This window comes from Streptomyces olivochromogenes (genome assembly GCF_001514115.1).
Taxonomy (GTDB): domain Bacteria; phylum Actinomycetota; class Actinomycetes; order Streptomycetales; family Streptomycetaceae; genus Streptomyces; species Streptomyces olivochromogenes.
The window spans coordinates 1-18,076 of record NZ_KQ948473.1; the positions used below are offsets into that span (position 1 = coordinate 1).

Consider the following 18,076-nt stretch of genomic DNA (forward strand, 5'->3'; position numbering starts at 1 on the left):
GGGGCGACCGAGGGTTGGCAGAGGCGTGCGATGAACTCGTGGCCAACGTGCGGAAAGGGGTTGGCCAAGTCGTGACCGGGGTTGCCGGGGAGTTGCCCGACCGTTGCCCGCGCTTGGCCGAAGCCGTAGGCTCGGCGCATACCTCTGACTGAGTCAACTATCAGGTCCGAGCAACCGATATCAGGTCCGAGCGACCAAGGCCGCTGAGCCAGACCCGAACAGGCAGACCCGAACAGCCGGCGCCGACCATCCGGGGTTGAGTGATCATGACCGTCCAGGACTTCCGCTCCTTCAACCGCTTCTACACGAACGTCATCGGCGCCCTCGACTACGGCCGCCACCTCTACGCCCCCTACACCCTCACCGAGTCCCGTGTGCTGTACGAGCTCGCCCACTCCCCCCGCACCGACGCCGCCGACCTCCGCGGCGAACTGTCCCTGGACGCCGGTTACCTGAGCCGCATCCTGAACAAGTTCGAGCAGGACGGCCTGATCGAGCGGACGCCCTCGGAGCGGGACCCGCGGCGGCGGCGCATCACCCTCACGGCACAGGGCAGGGAGACGGCGGCCCTGCTGGACGAGCGCTCACGGGAATCGGTGGGGGCGCTGCTGGCGACCGTGCCGGCCGACGACCACCCCCGGCTCGCCGAGGCGATGCGGACCGTACGCACGCTGCTCTCCTCCGGGCGTCCACCCCGCGGCGAGGACGTCGTCCTGCGCGACCCCGGGCCCGGCGACCTCGGCTGGATCGTGCAGCGCAACGCCGCGCTGTACGCCGCCGAGTACGGCTGGAACGCCGACTACGAGGGCCTGGTCGCCCGGATCGTGGCGGACTTCGCCGAGGACCACGATCCGCACCTGGAGCGGGTGTGGATCGCCGAACTGGACGGCCGGCCGGTGGGCTGCGTGATGTGCGTACGCGACGACGCGCCCGGGACCGCCCGCCTCCGGCTCCTCCTCGTCGAGCCGGACGCGCGCGGGCTGCGCATCGGCGACCGGCTGGTCGAGGCCGTCATCGACTTCGCGCGCGACGGTGGCTACCGGGACCTGGTCCTGTGGACCAACGACGTGCTCTCCGCCGCCCGCCGCATCTACCAGCGCCACGGTTTCGTCCTCGTCGCCGAGAAACCGCACCGCTCGTTCGGAGCGGACCTGACCGGCCAGGACTGGCGGTTGGATCTGCACCCCCCGCAGGAGTGACCGGCCGGGCTCACACGGGTCGTTCCTGACGGTCCCGCAGGGAAAGGCTCGCCCCCCGCCGTGTCCGGATCCCGCATCAGAGGACCTCCCGGACCACCCACCACCGATTTTCCTTTCGACTCTCCTTTTGACCAACAACGGCGGACATCGGTACGCGAGTAGGGTCCATGCTCATGAAGCTGGCCTTCTCCACGCTCGGCGTGCCCGGGCTCCCCATCCCTGACGTCGTACGACTCGCCGCCGCGCACGGCTACCACGGGGTGGAGCTGCGCGCGCATCCCGAGGAGCCGGTGCACCCCGGGATCGGGGCGGCCGAGCGGGCCGAGGTGGTCGCCGAGTTCAAGGCGGGCGGCATCGAGATCCTGGGCGTGGCGGGCTACGCGCGGGTGGCGGCGCCGGGCGACGACGATACCGTCGTCGCCGAGATCAAGGAGCTCCTCGACCTCGCCCACGACCTGGGCGCCCCGTTCGTACGCGTCTTCCCGGGCGCGAGTTCCGAGCAGAGCGTCGAGGAGGCGGACGCGACGGCGGCTCGGCGGCTCGGCACGGCCGCGGAGTACGCCGCCGACCTGGGCGTACGGATCCTGCTGGAGACCCATGACTCGCACCGCACCGGCGCGGACGCGATCAGGATCCTGGGCCTGGTCGGCCACCACCACGTGGGCTCGCTGTGGGACGTCATGCACACCTGGCTCGGCGGCGAGGAGCCGGCCCAGACCTACGCGGCCCTGTGCACCTACCTCGGCTACGTCCAGGTCAAGGACATCGCCTCCGCCGAGGACACCACCCCGCTCCCCCTCGGCGCGGGCGTCCTGCCGCTCGCCGACTGTGTGGAACTCCTCTCCCGGGAGGGCTGGGACGGCTGGCTGTGCTGGGAGTACGAGAAGCGGTGGTACGAGGGGGCCGCGCCGCTTCCTGAGCTGCTGGGACCGGGCCGGGAGCACCTCGGGCGCCTGCTGAACGACTCCGCCTAGGACCGGTTCCGGCGACGCGCGCACACGCCCGGACGGGTGTCCCACGGCTCGCCGCCCCTTGCCGACGGGCTATCGTGGAGCGCATGTCGGCATCGGAACTGATCCGTATCGTCTCCCGCGACTCACCCATGGCCCTGGCCCAAGTGGAGCGCGTCCGGGCCGAGTTGGGCGCGCTCCATCCGCACATCCGCACCGAGGTCGTGCCCGTGAAGACGACCGGTGACAAGTGGATGGGCGACCTGGCCAAGGTCGAGGGGAAGGGCGCGTTCACCAAGGAGGTCGACGCGGCGCTGCTGGCCGGTGAGGCCGATCTCGCGGTGCACTGCGTGAAGGACATCCCCGCGGACCGTCCCCTCCCGGCGGGGACGATGTTCGCCGCGTTCCTGGCGCGGGACGACATCCGGGACGCCCTCGTGCACCCGGACGGGCTCACGCTGGACGAGCTGCCGCAGGGGACGCGGATCGGCACCTCGTCGGTACGGCGGGGCGCTCAGCTGGCCGCCTCGCACCCGCACTTGGAGTGTGTGCCGTTCCGGGGGAACGCCAACCGGCGGCTGGAGAAGCTGGCGGCGGGTGAGGCGGACGCGCTGCTGCTGGCGGTGGCGGGGCTGGAGCGGATCGGCCGGGCGGACGTGATCACGGAGATCCTGTCGACCGAGACGATGATGCCGCCGATCGGGGCGGGCATCCTGGCCCTCCAGTGCCGTGAGGGCGACACCGACGTGATCGAGACGATCAGCGACCTCGGCGACCCGAACACGCACCGCGAGGCCACGGCGGAGCGGATGTTCCTGCACGTCCTCCAGGGCCACTGCAACTCACCGATCGCCGGTTTCGCGAAGGCCCACCGCGGTGGCGAACTCTCCCTGCGTGCCTGCGTGTTCACCCCGGACGGCAAGACCGTACTGAACGCCCACGAGTGGGCGGGCCGTCTCGACGCCGCGACGCTCGGCACGTCGGTCGCCGTCGCCCTGTTGCGCCAGGGCGCCCGCGAACTGATCGACGACATCCCCCACTGATCACCCCCCGCCGATCACCTCACTGATCACCGCAGCGACCCGGCCCAGGCGGCGAAGGTCTCGTGGAAGGCGGGGAACGTCTTCCGTACGCAGCCGGGGTCGTCGAAGGAGACGCCGCCCGGCGCGCGGAGTCCGGTCACCGCGAAGGACATGACGATGCGGTGGTCACCGTACGTCTTGATCTCCGCGCCCGGCACGGGCTGCGCACCGGGGTGGATCTCGATCCAGTCGGCCCCGGTCTCCACCCGTACGCCCAGCCGCCGGAGGTTCTCCGCGCAGGCGTCCAGGCGGTCGCACTCCTTCACGCGTGTGTTGGCGACGTCCTCGATGCGGACCGGGCCCGAGGCGAAGGGCGCGATCGCGGCCAGCGTCGGCATGGTGTCGGAGATGTCCCGCATGTTGACCGTGAGGCCGCGCAGTTCGCCGGTGCCCGCGACCGTCGTCCCGCCGGAGCCGATCTCCACCCGCGCCCCCATCCGCCGCAGTACGTCGACGAAGCCCAGGTCGCCCTGGAGCGCGCCGGTGCCCAGGCCGGGGACCGTCACCTCGTGGCCGGTCAGGGCGGCCGCGGCGAAGAAGTAGCTCGCGGTAGAGGCGTCGGGCTCGATGGCGTAGGTGCCGGCGCGGTAGCCGCCGGGCGAGACCACGAACACCTCTCCCTCCCGGCGCACGGACGCGCCGAACGTCCGCATCATCGCGAGCGTGATCTCGACGTACGGCGCCGAGACCAGGTCCGTGACGGTGATGCGCAGGCCCTTGCGGGTCAGCGGGCCGAGCAGCAGGAGGGCGGTCAGGTACTGGGAGGACTGGCCCGCGTCGAGCGTCACGTCACCGCCCTCCACCCCGGCCGCCGCGATCCGCAGCGGATGGTGGCCCTCCGCCTCGTCGTGCCGCAGGTCGACGCCGAGGTCGCGCAGGGCGCGGGTGAGCGGGAGCAGTGGGCGGCGGCGCATCTGCGGGGAGGCGTCGAAGCGGTAGGTGCCGTGCCCGGCGGCGGCGAGGGTCGGCAGGAAGCGGGCGGTGGTCGCGCCGTCGCGGCAGTACACGTCGGCGTCGGTGGCCGCCGGGCCCTGGGGGCGGCCGTCGATCTGCCAGGCGTGCGGGGTGCGGCCGACGCGGTAGCCGAGCCGTGTGAGGCCCTCCGCGAAACCTTCCGTGTCGTCCGACCGGAGCGGCCGTACGAGGGTCGTGACCCCGTCGGCCGCCGCCGCGAGGAAGAGCGCACGCGCGGTGATGGACTTGGAACCGGGGATGTCGACGACGGCCATGTCCTCATGCTGGCTCCCCGACCCGCTCCGGCGCGGGAACGTCCGCCAAATGGACCTGTCTGCGCGAGCCTGATGTCGCACCGTCCCGCCCATTCGCCCCACCTGCACCAATTCCCCGAACCGGCGGAAACCGGGGAACCCCGACCCGCACCGGTTCGTCCAATCCGCATACTGCCGGATGAGTCTCCGCAGAGCGGTGTCGGCCTCGCTGCTGGCTGCGAACGCTGACCACCCTCTCCGCCGCCTGCGGCCGGCAGCACGCCGTCACCGGCGCGCCCCCCTCCAACTGCGCCGGTGACGGCCCCTCCCCGGGATACTGTGCACACCCTTGACTGGAAGAAACTTCCCGGATATTCGTGACTCCTCGGAAGTTTCCTTCATGAGGGAGGAGCGCACGTGGGGCCATCGAGATCTGCCAGACCGTCCAGACGTACCGTTCTCGCCGCCACCGCCGGGACCACCGCGGCCCTGACCTTGAGCACCACCTCCGTCCGGGCGGCCGAGGACCGGCCTGATGAATCGTCGCTCCGGGCGCTCGTCTCCCGTATGACGCTGGAGGAGAAGGTCGGCCAGCTCTTCGTGATGCGGGTGTACGGGCACTCGGCCACCGCGCCCGACCAGGCCGACATCGACACCAACCTCGAGGAGCTCGGCGTCAGGACGGCCGCCGAGCTGATCGCCAGGTACCGCGTCGGCGGGATCATCTACTTCACCTGGGCGCACAACACCCGTGACCCGCACCAGATCGCCGCCCTCTCGAACGGCATCCAGAAGGTGTCCCTCGACCAGCCGCGCGGGCTGCCCGTCCTCATCTCCACCGACCAGGAGTACGGAGCGGTGGCCCGGGTGGGCAAGCCCGCGACGCTGTTCCCGGGCGCGATGGCGCTGGGCGCGGGCGGCTCGCGGGAGGACGCCCGTACGGTGGGGCGCCTCGGCGGCGCCGAACTGCGCGCCCTCGGCATCCGACAGGACTACTCCCCGGTCGCCGACGTGAACGTCAACCCGGCCAACCCGGTCATCGGCGTACGCTCCTTCGGCGCCGATCCGGACGCCGTGGCCGGGCTGGTGACGGCCGAGGTGAAGGGCTATCAGAGCGCCGGGGTCGCGGCCACGGCGAAGCACTTCCCGGGGCACGGGGACACCGCCGTCGACAGCCACTTCGGCTTCCCCGTCATCACGCACAGCCGCGAGCTGTGGTCGTCCCTCGACGCCGTGCCCTTCCGGGCCGCCGTCCGTGCCGGCATCGACTCGGTCATGACCGCCCACATCATGGTCCCGGCTCTCGACCCGTCCGGGGACCCCGCGACGCTCTCCCACCCGATCCTCACCGGCATCCTGCGCGAGGAACTCGGCTACGACGGGCTCGTGGTGACCGACTCGCTCGGCATGGAGGGCGTCCGGACGAAGTACGGCGACGACCGCGTCCCCGTACTGGCACTGAAGGCCGGTGTCGACCAGCTCCTCAACCCGCCGTCCATCCACGTGGCCTGGAACGCGGTCCTGAACGCCGTGCACGGCGGCGAGCTCACCGAGGCCCGCCTCGACGAGTCCGTCCTGCGCGTCCTGCGCCTCAAGGCCAAACTGGGCCTGCTGGAGAACCCGTACGTCAGCGACTCCGGCGTCGACCACACGGTCGGCACCGCCGCGCACCGCAGGGCGGCCGACCGGATCGCCGAGCGCACGACGACACTGCTGGTCAACGAGGAGCGCCTGCTCCCGCTCTCGCGCCGGAGCACCCCGCGCGTCCTCGTCGTCGGCGCCGATCCCGCCTCGCCGTCCGGTACCGACGGACCGCCCACGACCGTCCTCGCGACCGCCCTCACCGAGCTGGGTTTCACGGCGACGGCACTGTCCACCGGAACGGCGCCCTCCGCGGCGGGCATCGACAACGCGGTGGCGGCGGCCGGGGGTGTGGACGCGGTCGTCGTCGGCACGTACAACGTGACGGCGACCGGGTCGCAGAAGACCCTCGTCGAGCGGCTCGTGGCCACCGGCGTCCCGGTGGTCGCGATCGCGATCCGCAACCCGTACGACGTGGCTCAACTCCCTGACGTGCGTGCTTACTTGGCGACCTACTCCTGGACGGACGTCGAACTGCGCGCCGCCGCCCGAGTGATCGCGGGCAGCGCGAGGCCCCGCGGGAAACTGCCGGTGGAGGTGGAGCGGGCGGACGACCCGACGAAGGTGCTGTATCCGATCGGGTACGGATTGACGTACTAGGTCCGGTATGGGCCGACGTATCACCCCGGGTGGGGATTGACGTACAGGCCCTACGCCGCACACCCGGCGCACTACCCCCAAAGGACGCAAAGCACCCCGGATGTCTGGCGTGTGCCCGTCGCGACGGGTCACGCTGGGCGGGGGTATCGGGGGGAAGCCATGCGAGCCAGCTCGTCGGGTCGGCGTTGCGTCGGGGTGGTGTGCGCGCTGCTGCTGGTCCTCGCCGCGCTCGCGGGGTGCGACCGCTGGTCGGGCTCGGGGAGCGCCGAGCCCGGCGCGGGGACGACGTCGACGCAGCCCTCGGGCTACGGGGCGGTGTTCCTCGCGGTCGACGAGTGCAGTTCCTTCGGGACGACCAGCTTCACCGAGGTGCCCTGCAGCAGCGAACGGGCCGCCGCGCGGGTGATCGCCCGTTACGACGGCAAGGTGGCCGACGGGCCGCTGTGCCCCGCGACCACGGACTTCGTGCTGCACATCAGCGAGACCCGGCCCGCCTCCGACGAGAACGGCGACGGGGTCGTCCCCCAGGGTTACGCCTGCATGCGCAAGCTGGAGGCCCCGCACCCCGGCGATCCGGGCGGGGGCGGCGGGCCCCGCACCATCGTCGGCGACTGCGTCTACAGCTCCGGTGACGGGCAGGTGCGGGAGACCGCGTGCGACGGCAAGGGCAAGAAGCCCCCGGACTACAAGGTGACGTCGGCGGTCGTCGACCGCGCCGAGTGCCCGTCGGCCACGGCCCTCTACGTCCAACTGGGCGGCGGCAGACCGGTGGGCTGCGCCCGCCCCGTGTAGCCGAGGGGCGGACGCAGCCGGTGAACCAGGTTGCAACCGGTGAACCGGGTTGCAGCCGGTGAACCGGGTTACGGTCGCAGCGCGGGCTCGCGCTCGATGTCGCGCTGGTCCAGCTTCGCGTCGAACTTCGCGAGGGGCCTCGCCGCCGACGGGTTCTCCTGGACCGTCGCCGAGGCGACACCCGCCCACTCCAGGATGCGGGCCGTCGCGAGGGCTTTCTCGTCGGGGACGAGTCCTGCGACGTTGGCACCGTGGTTCAGGCCGGGGGCGGTGAAGACGTACGAGTCGCGCGCGCCCTTGCCGAGCCGGAAGCGCTCCGCGCCCCAGGGGTCGTTCTGGCCGTAGACGAAGAGCATGTGGTCGGCGTGGTGGCGGACCCAGGAGTCCACGTCCGCCATGGCCCACGGCTGGAACCTCATGGGGATCGAGCGCGGCACGAAGTTCCGCGGCGGCTGGTAGCCGTAGCGGATGTACTTCTTCTCGATGGCCGGGAAGTGGATCGTGGGCGCGCCGAGCTGCGTACCCGCCTGGTAGTAGTACGGCGTGTACGTGTTCAGGCCCTGGTCGGTGTAGGCCGAGAAGCCCGAGATGGTGTCGACGGAGTCCCAGATCGCGTCATCGGTGGCGTGGGCGGCGTCGGCCGGGATCGAGGCGCAGTCCGAGAGCAGGCTGTACTGCCAGAAGCCCCACACGTAGTCGAGCACGACCGCCTCGTACGCCTTGTCGAGGCTTCCGATGGTGGTGAAGGTGTAGCCGTTGTCGGCGGCGTACGCCTCGTACTTCTTCTCCAGCGGTGCGCGCCGCACCAGCGCCTCGCGCTGCACGGCGTTCAGCTTGTCGCGGCACTCCTTGGTGCCGACGTTCCTGAAGAAGCGGTCGTACGCCGAGTCCTCGTTGTTCACCACGTCATTGGGGGCGACGTAGGCGACGACGCCGTCCATGTCGCGCGGGTAGAAGCGCTCGTAGTACGTGGCGGTCATACCGCCCTTCGAGCCGCCCGTGGAGAGCCACTTCTGGCCGTAGATCGGCTTGAGGGCCTCGAAGATGCGGTGCTGGTCGCTGGCCGCCTGCCAGATGTCGAGCTTCGACCAGTCGGCCGGATCGGGCCGGGACGGGGTGAAGAAGCGGTACTCCATCGAGACCTGGTTGCCGTCCACGATCTGGGTGGGCTCACGGCGGCCGGGGTTCGTGGAGACGTTGTAGCCGCCGGTGTAGAAGACCGTCGGGCGGGAGACGTCCTTGTGCAGCACGGTGATCCGCTGCTGGAACGTGCCCTTGGACGGGTGCCGGTGGTCGATCGGCTGGGTGTAGTTCAGAACGAAGAAGCGGTAGCCGGTGTACGGCTTCTCCTCGATCAGGCTCATGCCCGGTATCGCGAGCAGCCTGTCCTTGATGTCGGTGTCCGTGCTTGTGGTGCCTGGTGCCGTCTCCGGCTGGGCGGCGGTGGCCGCCCCGGCCGTGCTCAACGTGCCTATGAGCACCGTGAGCGCCAGCAGCCATCTGAGCGCCTTGCGCATGCACACTCCCCTGTGAAACGGATGTGCGCTGGAAGCTATCGGAGCAACTCACGGGCGCACCAGGGGAGATGGGGAAAACCCTATGGGAAGGCAGGTGTCTTGGCCGGTTCAGCACCCGGCCGGTTCAGCACTCGGCCGGCTCAGCAGAGGATCCAGCTCGAGCTCACCGAACCCGAGCCGACCGAGCCCTCGACGCGGACGCAGCGGTGGCCCGCGTGGACGGTCACCGGGCCCGCGTGGTGCGAGAAGCTGCCCCGGTCGACCACGGGTCGGCTGCCGCGCGCCTGCACGCTGACGGACATCGTCCGTTTGCGGGACTGCTGATTCTTCGGGACGGTCATCGCGCAGACATAGCCGTCGCGCTTGTAGATCTGGACGGAGCCGGTCGAGAAGCTGAGCGTTCTGACCTTGCGACCCGAGCAGTACGAGTCGGCCGCCTGCGCGCTGCCCGGACTCAACAACGCCATCAGCCCGGCTGCGGTCAACACCGCAAGGCCCAGCGCCAAGCGCCGGCGTATCGCACCACCACGGTCCACTGTCGTCCTCCCCCGGCCATTCAGCGTACTGGTGTACGGACGCAGCACGTACATCGGATGGTTGCCTTCACCCGAGAGAGGTTTTCTTCCGTGTTTGGGGCAACCCCACCCCTTTGTTCGGTGTCCAACTGGTCAGAAAACCGAACGAAAGGTACTCATCCATGTCCCGCACGTCACGTTCACGTACGGCCGTCGGCGCCCTCGTCGCCGCGGCGCTCCTCGCCACGGCGGGTGCCTCCGTGCCCGCGTTCGCCGGCTCCAGCGCTCCCCCGCCCGCCCGCAGCGGCGCCAACGGTCCCGCCTACGACCGGGTGGCGAACTTCTACGGCGCCTACATCGACGCGGTCACCGACGAGGGAAGCGGTCACCTCGGCTCCCAGCTGCGCACCTTCTACCTGACCAAGGATCTCCGCACCCGCCTGGCCAAGTGGGAGAGCCGCGAGCACGCCGACGGGGTGCTGCGCGCACAGGACGTGCCGCGGGCGTGGAAGGTGACGGCCGGAGACAGCGGCGCGGGCCACACCTGGTCGACGGTGCGCCTCACCTGGGGCTCCGCCCAGCACCCCACGTACACCTATCTGACCGTGCAGTCGGACCTGGCCACGAAGAAGATCTCCGACATCAAGGCGAAGAGCTGAAAGCTCAGGCCGATGAGGGAACCGGCTCTTCCTCCTCCGGGGCCCCGACGAACGTCCTCCACAACTCCGCGTAGTGGCCGCCTCGTCGGAGGAGCTCGTCGTGGGTGCCGTCCTCGGCGACGCGGCCGTGGTCCATGACCACGACCCGGTCGGCGCGGGCGGCCGTCGTCAGGCGGTGGGCGACGACGAGCGTCGTACGGCGGCCGGCGAGGCGGTCGGTGGCCTGGTTGACCAGGGCCTCCGTCGCCAGGTCCAGCGCCGCCGTCGCCTCGTCGAGGAGCAGCACGTCCGGGTCCACGAGTTCGGCGCGGGCCAGCGCGATCAGCTGACGCTGGCCGGCGGAGAGGTTGCGACCGCGCTCGGCGACCTCGTGGAGGTAGCCGCCGTCGAACGTGGCGATCATGTCGTGGGCGCCGACCGCGCGGGCCGCGGCCTCCACCTCGGCATCGGTCGCGTCGGGACGCCCGTAGGCGATGGCGTCCCGGACGGTCCCCTGGAAGAGGTACGCCTCCTGCGGGACGACGCCGAGACGGTGCCGGTAGGAGGTCAGGTGGAGCGAGCGCAGATCCGTGCCGTCGACCGTCACCCGCCCGCCCGTCGGGTCGTAGAACCGGGCGACCAGCTTCACCAGCGTGGACTTGCCCGCGCCGGTCTCGCCGACGAAGGCGACGGTCTGTCCGGCCGGGATGCTCAGCGAGACGGCGCTGAGCGCCTCCTCGTCGTCGCCGTAAGCGAAGTCGACGTCCTCGAAGGCGATGTCGCCCCGCAGGGAGAGGACCTCCAGCGGTTCGTCGGCGGCCTTCGTCGAGGTCGGCTCCTGGAGCAGTTCCTGGATGCGGCCCAGCGAGACCGTGGCCTGCTGGTAGCCGTCGAAGACCTGCGAGAGCTGCTGCACGGGCGCGAAGAACAGGTCGATGTAGAGGAGGTAGGCGACCAGCGCGCCCGTCGTGAGGGTGCCGGCGTCCACCCGGTGCGCGCCCACGATCAGCACGCCTGCCGACGCGACCGACGACAGCAGCTGCACGAAGGGGAAGTAGATCGATATCAGCCACTGGCCGCGGATGCGCGCCTGGCGGTAGCTGTCGCTGCCCTGCGCGAACCGCTGCCTGCCCGAGCGCTCGCGCCGGAACGCCTGCAGGATCAGCAGTCCGGAGACCGACTCCTGGAGGTCGGCGTTGACCGCCGACACCCGCTCGCGGGCGAGTTCGTACGCCTTCACGCTCGCCCGGCGGAAGAAGAACGTGCCGATGACCAGCGGCGGAAGGGTGACGAACACGACCAGCGCGAGCTGTACGTCGATCACCAGCAGCGCGCCCATGATGCCGAAGAAGGTGACGACCGAGACGAAGGCGGTGACCAGGCCCGTCTGGAGGAACGTCGACAGCGCGTCGACGTCCGTCGTCATCCGGGTCATGATCCGGCCTGTCAGCTCCCGCTCGTAGTAGTCGAGCCCCAGGCGCTGGAGCTGCGCGAAGATCTTCAGGCGGAGGGAGTAGAGGACCCGCTCGCCGGTCCGGCCCGTCATCCGGGTCTCGCCGATCTGCGCGGCCCACTGGACGAGCACGGTGACCAGCGCCAGCGCGGCGGCGGCCCACACCGCGCCGATCGCCATCCGGGTGACGCCCTGGTCGATGCCGTGCCGGATCAGCACCGGCAGCAGCAGGCTCATGCCCGCGTCCACGGCCACGAGCCCCAGGCTGACGAGCAGCGGGAGCCCGAAGCCGCGCAGCAGCCTGCGCAGCCCGTAGGACTCCTCGGGCCTGACCGCACGCGCCTCGTCGATGCCGGGGGTGTCGGTGGCCGGGGGCAGCGCCTCGACCAGGGTGAGGAGTTCGGGCGTGGCGGGCATGCCGGACAGGGCGTTGTCCTTGGGCTCCCGGTCGCCGGTCCACAGATGGGGAGTGACCCCGCGCTCGGCGTCGAACTCGGCGTCCAGCTCGTCCCGTACGGAGGTGTCCTCCTGGGGCACGGCGGGCTGGGCGTGGCCGGGCGAGACGCCGCCCAGCTCGTCCGGGTCGGTCAGGAGCCGGCGATACAGCGGGGAGCGCTGCTGGAGTTCCTCGTGGGTGCCGATCTCGGCGAGGCGGCCGCCGTCGAGGACGGCGATGCGGTCGGCGAGGTTGAGGGTGGAGCGGCGGTGGGCGATGAGGAGGGTGGTGCGCCCCTCCATGACCCCCTTGAGGGCCTCGTGGATCTCGTGCTCGACGCGGGCGTCCACGGCGGAGGTGGCGTCGTCCAGGACAAGCAGGCGGGGGTCGGTGAGGATGGCGCGGGCGAGGGCGACGCGCTGGCGCTGGCCGCCGGAGAGGGTGAGGCCGTGCTCGCCCACCTTGGTGTCGTAGCCCTCGGGCAGCTCGGCGATGAAACGGTCCGCCTGGGCGGCGCGGGCCGCGGTCTCGATCTCCTCCTGGGTGGCGTCCGGGCGGCCGTAGGCGATGTTGGCGCGCACGGTGTCGGAGAACAGGAAGGAGTCCTCGGGGACCATGCCGATCGCGGCGCGCAGCGACTCCTGAGTCAGCTCGCGGACGTCGTGCCCGCCGATGAGGACGGCGCCGTGCGTCACGTCGTAGAAGCGGGGTATCAGGAGCGAGACCGTCGACTTGCCGGAGCCGGAGGAGCCGACCACGGCGAGCGTCTCGCCGGGGCGGATCTCGAAGCTCAGCCCGTCGAGCACCGGCTGCCTTTTCGAGGTGCCCTCGTAGGCGAAGGACACGTCGTCGAACTCGACGGTCGCGGGCGCGTCGGCCGGGAGGGTCTTGGTGCCGTCCTTGATCGACGGCTCGGTGTCGATGAGCTCGAGGACGCGCTCGGCGCCCGCGCGGGCCTGCTGCCCGACGGTGAGGACCACGGCGAGCATCCGTACGGGTCCCACGAGCTGGGAGAGGTACGCGGAGAACGCGACGAAGGTGCCGAGCGTGATCTGTCCCCGTACGGCGAGCCAGCCGCCCAGCGCGAGCATCGCGACCTGGCCGAGGGCGGGCACGGCCTGGAGGGCCGGGGTGTACTTGGCGTTGAGCCGGATGGTCCGCAGCCGCCCCGCGAAGAGCCGCCGCCCGACGTCCCGGAGTTTCCCGGTCTCCTGCTCCTCCTGTCCGAAGCCCTTCACCACGCGTACGCCGCTGACGGCGCCGTCGACCACACCCGCCACGGCGGCGGCCTGCGCCTGCGCGTACCAGGTGGCGGGGTGCAGTTTGGAGCGGCTGCGCTTGGCGACGACCCAGAGGGCGGGTGCGACGGCGAGCGCGACCAGGGTGAGGGGCAGGGAGAGCGAGGCCATGATCCCGAGGGAGATCAGGAAGAGCAGCACGTTCCCGATGGTCATCGGGAGCATGAAGAGCAGGCCCTGGATCAGCTGGAGGTCGCTGGTGGCGCGGCCGACGACCTGGCCGGTGGACAGCTCGTCCTGGCGTCGTCCGTCGAGCCGGGTGATCGTCCCGTACATCTCGGTCCGCAGGTCGTGCTGGACGTCGAGGGCGAGGCGGCCGCCGTAGTAGCGGCGGATGTAGGTGAAGACGTAGACGAGGACGGCGGCGCCTATGAGCGCGCCCGCCCAGGGCGCCATGGCCTTGGTGTGGTTCCCGATGACGTCGTCGATGATCACCTTGGTGATCAGCGGGACGACCGCCAGGACCGCCATGCCGCCCAGCGAGGAGCCGAGCGCGAGCAGGACGTACTTCGGGTACCGCCACGCGTACCCGGCGAGCCGCTGCGCCCAGCCGCCCCTGTCCCCTTGCTCGAATGCCACGCCGGTGCCTTCCGTAGATCTCACTCCGCCGGAAGACACCAACGCTGAAACAAGCGGATTTCATCCCTCCGCAATAATCAGCCGTTCACCGTGTGTGGCAGGCGGGCACTCAGGGAGTACAGACGGGTGGTCTGGACGGCGTTCTGGTTGTCGTCGCTGACCAGGAGGAGCTGGAGACGGCCGTCGTGGGTGCGGCCGGTGATCGTCAGGCCCTCGATGTTGTCGAGGAGGGGGTTGGGCTGGGGCTGCTTGGCCCGGGCGCCCAGTGAAGGACAGTTCACGAGGTCGGCGAGGAGCGTCTTGCGGGCGAGCCGCACGCCGTCCTGGCCGGTCAGGGTGTCGACGCGGCGGGTGTCCGTGGCGTGACGGAGGTCGGCGAGGTAGAGGCGGACGGTGTTGCCGACGCCCGCGGTGAAGCCGCGCTCCAGGACGAGGAGGCGGCCGTCGGGGGTGGCCTGCGCCTCGGAGACGCCGAGGCCGGTGTCGGCGCGGTAGCCGTACTGGGCGGAGAGCCGGAAGTCACCCTGCCGGGTCGCGCGGTCCCAGGTCTGGAAGCGCACGATGCCGGCGGTGTCACCGCTCAGTGACCCCTCCATGGCGGCGAGCAGGGTGCGGCCGCCGGGGAGGAGCGTGAGCCCTTCGAAGGTCAGGTTGGAGGTGGCGCGGCCCGCGGGAGCGACCTTGAGCGCGTCCGGTACGGGGAGGCTCCCGACGAGGGTGCCGTCGCGCTCGTAGCGGCGTACGGAGGGATCGGTCTCGGAGGTGACGAGACGGGTGCCGTCGTAGTCGACGGCCAAACCCTCGGAGTCGAGCGCGGCGCCCTTCTCGTCGACGAGGTTCACGACGCTCGTCGGCTTCAGCGTCTCGCGGTCCAGGGTGAAGAGCGAGGACCGGTCGGAGAGCGCGGCGATCCGGCCGCCGCGGTCGACGGCGAGCGCGGAGAGGTTGCCGACGAAGGTGCCGTCGTACGTCGTCTTGTCGAGCGCGTCGGAGTAGCCCGCGATCGAGACGGCGGGCGAACAGGCGTGGACGCCCGGGGCTCTGCCGCTGTGGGCGTTGGCCGGAGCGGCGGCGGCCACACAGGTGGCCGCCGCCAGGCCGGCGGTGACGGTGGCGAGTACGGATCTCATGCGCATGCCGGTCACGGTAGGACGGCCGGGTGACGCGCGGGAGACCGCCTCGTGAAGCGTCAGCCCGCGGACGGTACCGCCGGGATCGCTTCCTGGGGGGTGGCCGTGGGCACGTAGCGCAGCACGCTCGCGCTGGTCGTGGAGGTGGTCGGCACCAGGTCCTTGTGGATGGCCTTGGCGACGGCCTGGATGGTGTTGACGCCGTACTGCATGGTGCTGTTGTCCTGCGTCAGCACGGTGATCATGTAGTCGTGGCCCGCGCCGTTGAAGGTGCCGATGCTGTGCACGCGCCAGCCGTGCGTGGCACGCGACAGCCAGCCGTTCTTGACGTGCACGGCGACCGAGGACGGCGCTCCGGCCGGGGTGCCCCAGCGCTGCGAGGAGATGACCTTGCCCATCAACTTCAGCTCGTAGGCACGGGCGTTGTCGCTCAGCACGGAGTTCTTGGCGGTGAGCAGCGCGAGCAGCTTCTGCTCGTCCCGGACGGTGATCTGGGTGAGACCCCAGTAGTTGTTGGCGCCCGGCTTGGTCTGGGTCATCCCGGCAGCGGCGAGGAAACCTTTCACCTTGGTCACGCCGAGCTGCTTCCACAGCGTGCTGGTGGCGTTGTTGTCCGACTTGGTGATCATGGCCGTGGCGAGGGTCTGCTCGCGGCTGGTCAGATACCGGTTGTGCTTCTTGGCGTCCCACAGCAGCGTGGCCAGCACGGTGGCCTTGACGACGCTGGCGGAGTCGTACGCCGTGCTGCTCCGCAGGGTGCAGGTGGTCTTCGCCGTACGGTCGTAGAGACCGACGGCGACGGTGCCGGCGCGGCCTCTGAGCGCCGTGGTGATGTCCTTCTGCAGCTTGACGGCCAGGCCCGCCTTGCTCGACGTACAGCTGACCTGCGGTGCCGCGGCTGCGGCCGGCGCGGCGGCGGCCGCGAACGGCACGATCACCCCGGCGCCGAGGCTCGCCGCGAGCACACGGGCACGCCGGGATATCCGGTGAGTCATGGAGGTTCCCCATCCCCTTCGACCAATACGAGCGCGCCTGTGGCGCACTCGCCTCTCATGACTCGTTCAGGTAGCCGAAAGTTGTACGTGTGTTCCCAGGAGGGGAGTTCGAGGCAGGGAAGTTCGGGGTCTGATCACAGAGGGCATCTGGAGGGTTCCGGTGAGTGACGGGGGGCGGGCCGCGCGCCGTCGGGAAACCGTCAGGTGTCGGCGCTGATCCATCGGGCGACGTCATCCTCATCCTCGATGCCGTCAGGGCCACCAGGGCCGTCATGGGCCGGCAGGGGAAGACGGGCCCCCCGGCTCTCCGCGATGCGGTGTACGTCACGCAGCGCCTCGACCATGCGAGCGGCCAGGAAGCGGAGTTGGGCGGCAGTGACCTTGTGGTCGTCGAGCATGTCGGCGGCATGGTCGAGGAGTGCGGCGGACATCCCCAGCTGCACGCTCTCGACGGCGTCGGCGACGCGGGAGAGACGGCCGGTCCCGTCGCCGACGAGATAGCAGGGCTTGCCGCCCTCGCCGGACCACGGGAGCAGCCGCGCCGATTCCGTCCCGCCGTTGATCACGGGGCCACCTCCACACCATGGATGAACCTCGGCCCGATGTCGACGCCGTGCACGGCCAGCCACAGGGCACGCCGCCGGGCCCGCTGCCTGCGCACCTCCTCGCTCCGCTCATGGGCGACGAGGTAAGGGCGGACGATCTCGTGGTCCTCGCCGCGCAGAGGTCGAGAACCAACGCGGCGGGTCGTCTGGCCAGGGGCGTACAAGAGGGTGGGACGTCGGTACGCCGGGGCGGTGACGGTGGCCGCGCGACGGCGGCGCCCCGAGCCGGGGAACAGCAGCCGCAACAGCGGCTCGAAGAGGCGGGCGACTCGGTGGCTCATGTCGTCAACTCCGTTGGGTTCAGACTCAGGGACATCGCTTTGCGTAGCGGTCTGCTTACAGAGTGAGACGGGTCGGGCTAGGCTCGCCAGAGGGTGGGATGTGACCAGGCATTTGTCACAAGGGAGTTGGCCATGACCAGCACGTACGGTGACTGGCTGAAGCAGCAGCGCGAGACGGCGGGGCTGACGCAACAGCAGTTGGCCGAGGCGGCGGTCATGACCCGTTCGCACATCGCGCACATCGAGGCGGGGCGCCGGATTCCCTCCCGGGAGGACGCGCGACGGCTGGACGAGGCTCTGAACACGGGGAATGTGCTGAGTAGTTTCCTGCCGGTCGAGGACGCGGCGGTCGCCGACTACTTCGAGGCAGCCCGGTATCTCGAACAACAAGCGGCAGTGATCCGCGAGTTCGCGCCCACCTTCGTGCCTGGCATCCTGCAGACGGAAAGGTACGCGCGTTCCCTTCTGAGCGTCGGATACCCCCCTGCGAGTGAAGAGGAATGTGACAGGGCCGTTGTCACACGGCTTGAGCGCTCAAGGATCCTCACCGACCCAGTGGTGCCCGTAGTGTGGGCGCTACTGGACGAGGCGGTCCTGCGACGCCCGGTCGGTGGCCCGCAGGTCATGGCGGAGCAGCTCATGCACATCGTCCGCCTGACCGAGACCAAGCGCGTACGCACCCATGTGATTCCGTACACCGTGGGCGCGTACCAGATCCTGAACAGCATGCTGACGTTGATGTGGTTCGAGGACCAGCCTCCGGTGGCCTATTCCGAAGGCCTGCAGTTCGGCAAGGTTCACGACTCCCCCGCCATCGTCGAACGACTCCAGGGCGCCTACCATCTCGCACTGAGCGACGCGTTGCCGCTGCAAGAGTCACTTGCCCTGTTGAGGGCGACAGCGAAGGACTACGGACACCATGGCTGAGCACACCATCTCGCGCGCAGACATACTGAGCGGTTGGCGCAAGTCGTCCTACAGCGGAACCGAAGCCAACAGCTGCGTCGAGGTACTGGACAACCACCCCTCCGGCGTCCCCGTGCGCGACTCCAAGGTCCCGCACGGCCCCGCGCTGGTCTTCTCGGCCGCGGACTGGTCGTCGTTCGTCGCGGCCGTCAAGCACGGCAGGTTCCCGGGCTGAACAACCGGCCGGGCCG

The 18,076-nt window shown here is 70.4% G+C and carries 16 protein-coding genes; 8 read left to right on the forward strand and 8 right to left on the reverse strand.

Going from position 1 to position 18,076, the window contains the following annotated elements; genetic code table 11:
* Window positions 1–266: 266 nt before the first annotated feature.
* The 3 genes from AQJ27_RS40985 to hemC all read left to right on the forward strand — a co-directional run bounded on the left by AQJ27_RS40985 (window position 267) and on the right by hemC (window position 3,192).
* The gene (locus tag AQJ27_RS40985; RefSeq protein WP_067380803.1) at window positions 267–1,199 is read left to right on the forward strand and encodes a bifunctional helix-turn-helix transcriptional regulator/GNAT family N-acetyltransferase; all 933 of its coding nucleotides are present in this window, start codon (window positions 267–269) and stop codon (window positions 1,197–1,199) included.
* 173 nt (window positions 1,200–1,372) lie between these two features.
* Window positions 1,373–2,173, forward strand: coding sequence for a sugar phosphate isomerase/epimerase family protein (locus AQJ27_RS40990; RefSeq protein WP_067381118.1), 801 nt, complete (start codon window positions 1,373–1,375; stop codon window positions 2,171–2,173).
* Between the two features lie 83 nt (window positions 2,174–2,256).
* The gene (gene hemC, locus AQJ27_RS40995; protein ID WP_067380806.1) at window positions 2,257–3,192 is read left to right on the forward strand and encodes a hydroxymethylbilane synthase; all 936 of its coding nucleotides are present in this window, start codon (window positions 2,257–2,259) and stop codon (window positions 3,190–3,192) included.
* A 26-nt stretch (window positions 3,193–3,218) separates the two neighbouring features.
* Here the strand turns inward: hemC and aroA are convergent, their stop codons facing one another.
* Complete coding sequence (gene aroA / locus AQJ27_RS41000) at window positions 3,219–4,460, reverse strand: 3-phosphoshikimate 1-carboxyvinyltransferase (protein ID WP_067380809.1); 1,242 nt, start codon at window positions 4,458–4,460, stop codon at window positions 3,219–3,221.
* Window positions 4,461–4,856: 396 nt separating this feature from the next.
* Between aroA and AQJ27_RS41005 the strand changes: the two genes are divergently transcribed.
* Window positions 4,857–6,680 carry a glycoside hydrolase family 3 protein gene (locus tag AQJ27_RS41005; RefSeq protein WP_067380811.1) on the forward strand — a complete coding sequence of 608 codons (1,824 nt, stop codon included), beginning with the start codon at window positions 4,857–4,859 and terminating at the stop codon, window positions 6,678–6,680.
* Window positions 6,681–6,839: 159 nt separating this feature from the next.
* A complete protein-coding gene (locus AQJ27_RS41010; RefSeq protein WP_067380814.1) occupies window positions 6,840–7,472 on the forward strand; it encodes a hypothetical protein in 633 nt (210 codons plus the stop codon).
* 68 nt (window positions 7,473–7,540) lie between these two features.
* Here the strand turns inward: AQJ27_RS41010 and AQJ27_RS41015 are convergent, their stop codons facing one another.
* Together AQJ27_RS41015 and AQJ27_RS41020 are read right to left on the reverse strand one after the other, a co-directional pair.
* Window positions 7,541–8,989: a S28 family serine protease gene (locus AQJ27_RS41015; protein ID WP_067380817.1), complete on the reverse strand. Its 1,449-nt coding sequence runs from the start codon at window positions 8,987–8,989 to the stop codon at window positions 7,541–7,543.
* Window positions 8,990–9,129: 140 nt separating this feature from the next.
* Entirely contained in the window at window positions 9,130–9,456 is a 327-nt protein-coding gene (locus tag AQJ27_RS41020) for a hypothetical protein (protein WP_425275262.1), read from the reverse strand.
* A 230-nt stretch (window positions 9,457–9,686) separates the two neighbouring features.
* On the opposite strand from AQJ27_RS41020, the gene AQJ27_RS41025 reads away from it, so the two are divergent.
* Window positions 9,687–10,163 (forward strand): hypothetical protein, encoded by a 477-nt coding sequence (locus tag AQJ27_RS41025; protein WP_060895650.1) that lies wholly within the window; start codon window positions 9,687–9,689, stop codon window positions 10,161–10,163.
* Window positions 10,164–10,167: 4 nt separating this feature from the next.
* On the opposite strand, the gene AQJ27_RS41030 is transcribed toward AQJ27_RS41025, so the two are convergent.
* The 5 genes from AQJ27_RS41030 to AQJ27_RS41050 form a co-directional block, all read right to left on the reverse strand.
* Window positions 10,168–13,908: an ABC transporter ATP-binding protein gene (locus tag AQJ27_RS41030; RefSeq protein ID WP_096240299.1), complete on the reverse strand. Its 3,741-nt coding sequence runs from the start codon at window positions 13,906–13,908 to the stop codon at window positions 10,168–10,170.
* 77 nt (window positions 13,909–13,985) lie between these two features.
* Window positions 13,986–15,044 (reverse strand): esterase-like activity of phytase family protein, encoded by a 1,059-nt coding sequence (locus AQJ27_RS41035; protein ID WP_067381124.1) that lies wholly within the window; start codon window positions 15,042–15,044, stop codon window positions 13,986–13,988.
* 53 nt (window positions 15,045–15,097) lie between these two features.
* Window positions 15,098–16,033: a serine hydrolase gene (locus AQJ27_RS41040; protein WP_067380823.1), complete on the reverse strand. Its 936-nt coding sequence runs from the start codon at window positions 16,031–16,033 to the stop codon at window positions 15,098–15,100.
* Between the two features lie 200 nt (window positions 16,034–16,233).
* Window positions 16,234–16,599 (reverse strand): hypothetical protein, encoded by a 366-nt coding sequence (locus AQJ27_RS41045; RefSeq protein WP_079065641.1) that lies wholly within the window; start codon window positions 16,597–16,599, stop codon window positions 16,234–16,236.
* Window positions 16,596–16,919, reverse strand: a complete 324-nt coding sequence (locus tag AQJ27_RS41050) for a hypothetical protein (RefSeq protein ID WP_067380826.1) — start codon at window positions 16,917–16,919, stop codon at window positions 16,596–16,598. The genes AQJ27_RS41045 and AQJ27_RS41050 overlap by 4 nt, the downstream gene beginning before the upstream one ends.
* A 132-nt stretch (window positions 16,920–17,051) precedes the next feature.
* Between AQJ27_RS41050 and AQJ27_RS41055 the strand changes: the two genes are divergently transcribed.
* Both AQJ27_RS41055 and AQJ27_RS41060 read left to right on the forward strand, forming a co-directional pair.
* On the forward strand, window positions 17,052–17,846 hold the full coding sequence (locus tag AQJ27_RS41055; protein WP_067380829.1) for a helix-turn-helix domain-containing protein: 795 nt from the start codon (window positions 17,052–17,054) through the stop codon (window positions 17,844–17,846).
* Window positions 17,839–18,060: a DUF397 domain-containing protein gene (locus tag AQJ27_RS41060; RefSeq protein ID WP_067380831.1), complete on the forward strand. Its 222-nt coding sequence runs from the start codon at window positions 17,839–17,841 to the stop codon at window positions 18,058–18,060. Before AQJ27_RS41055 ends, AQJ27_RS41060 begins: the two co-directional genes overlap by 8 nt.
* Window positions 18,061–18,076: the final 16 nt, after the last annotated feature.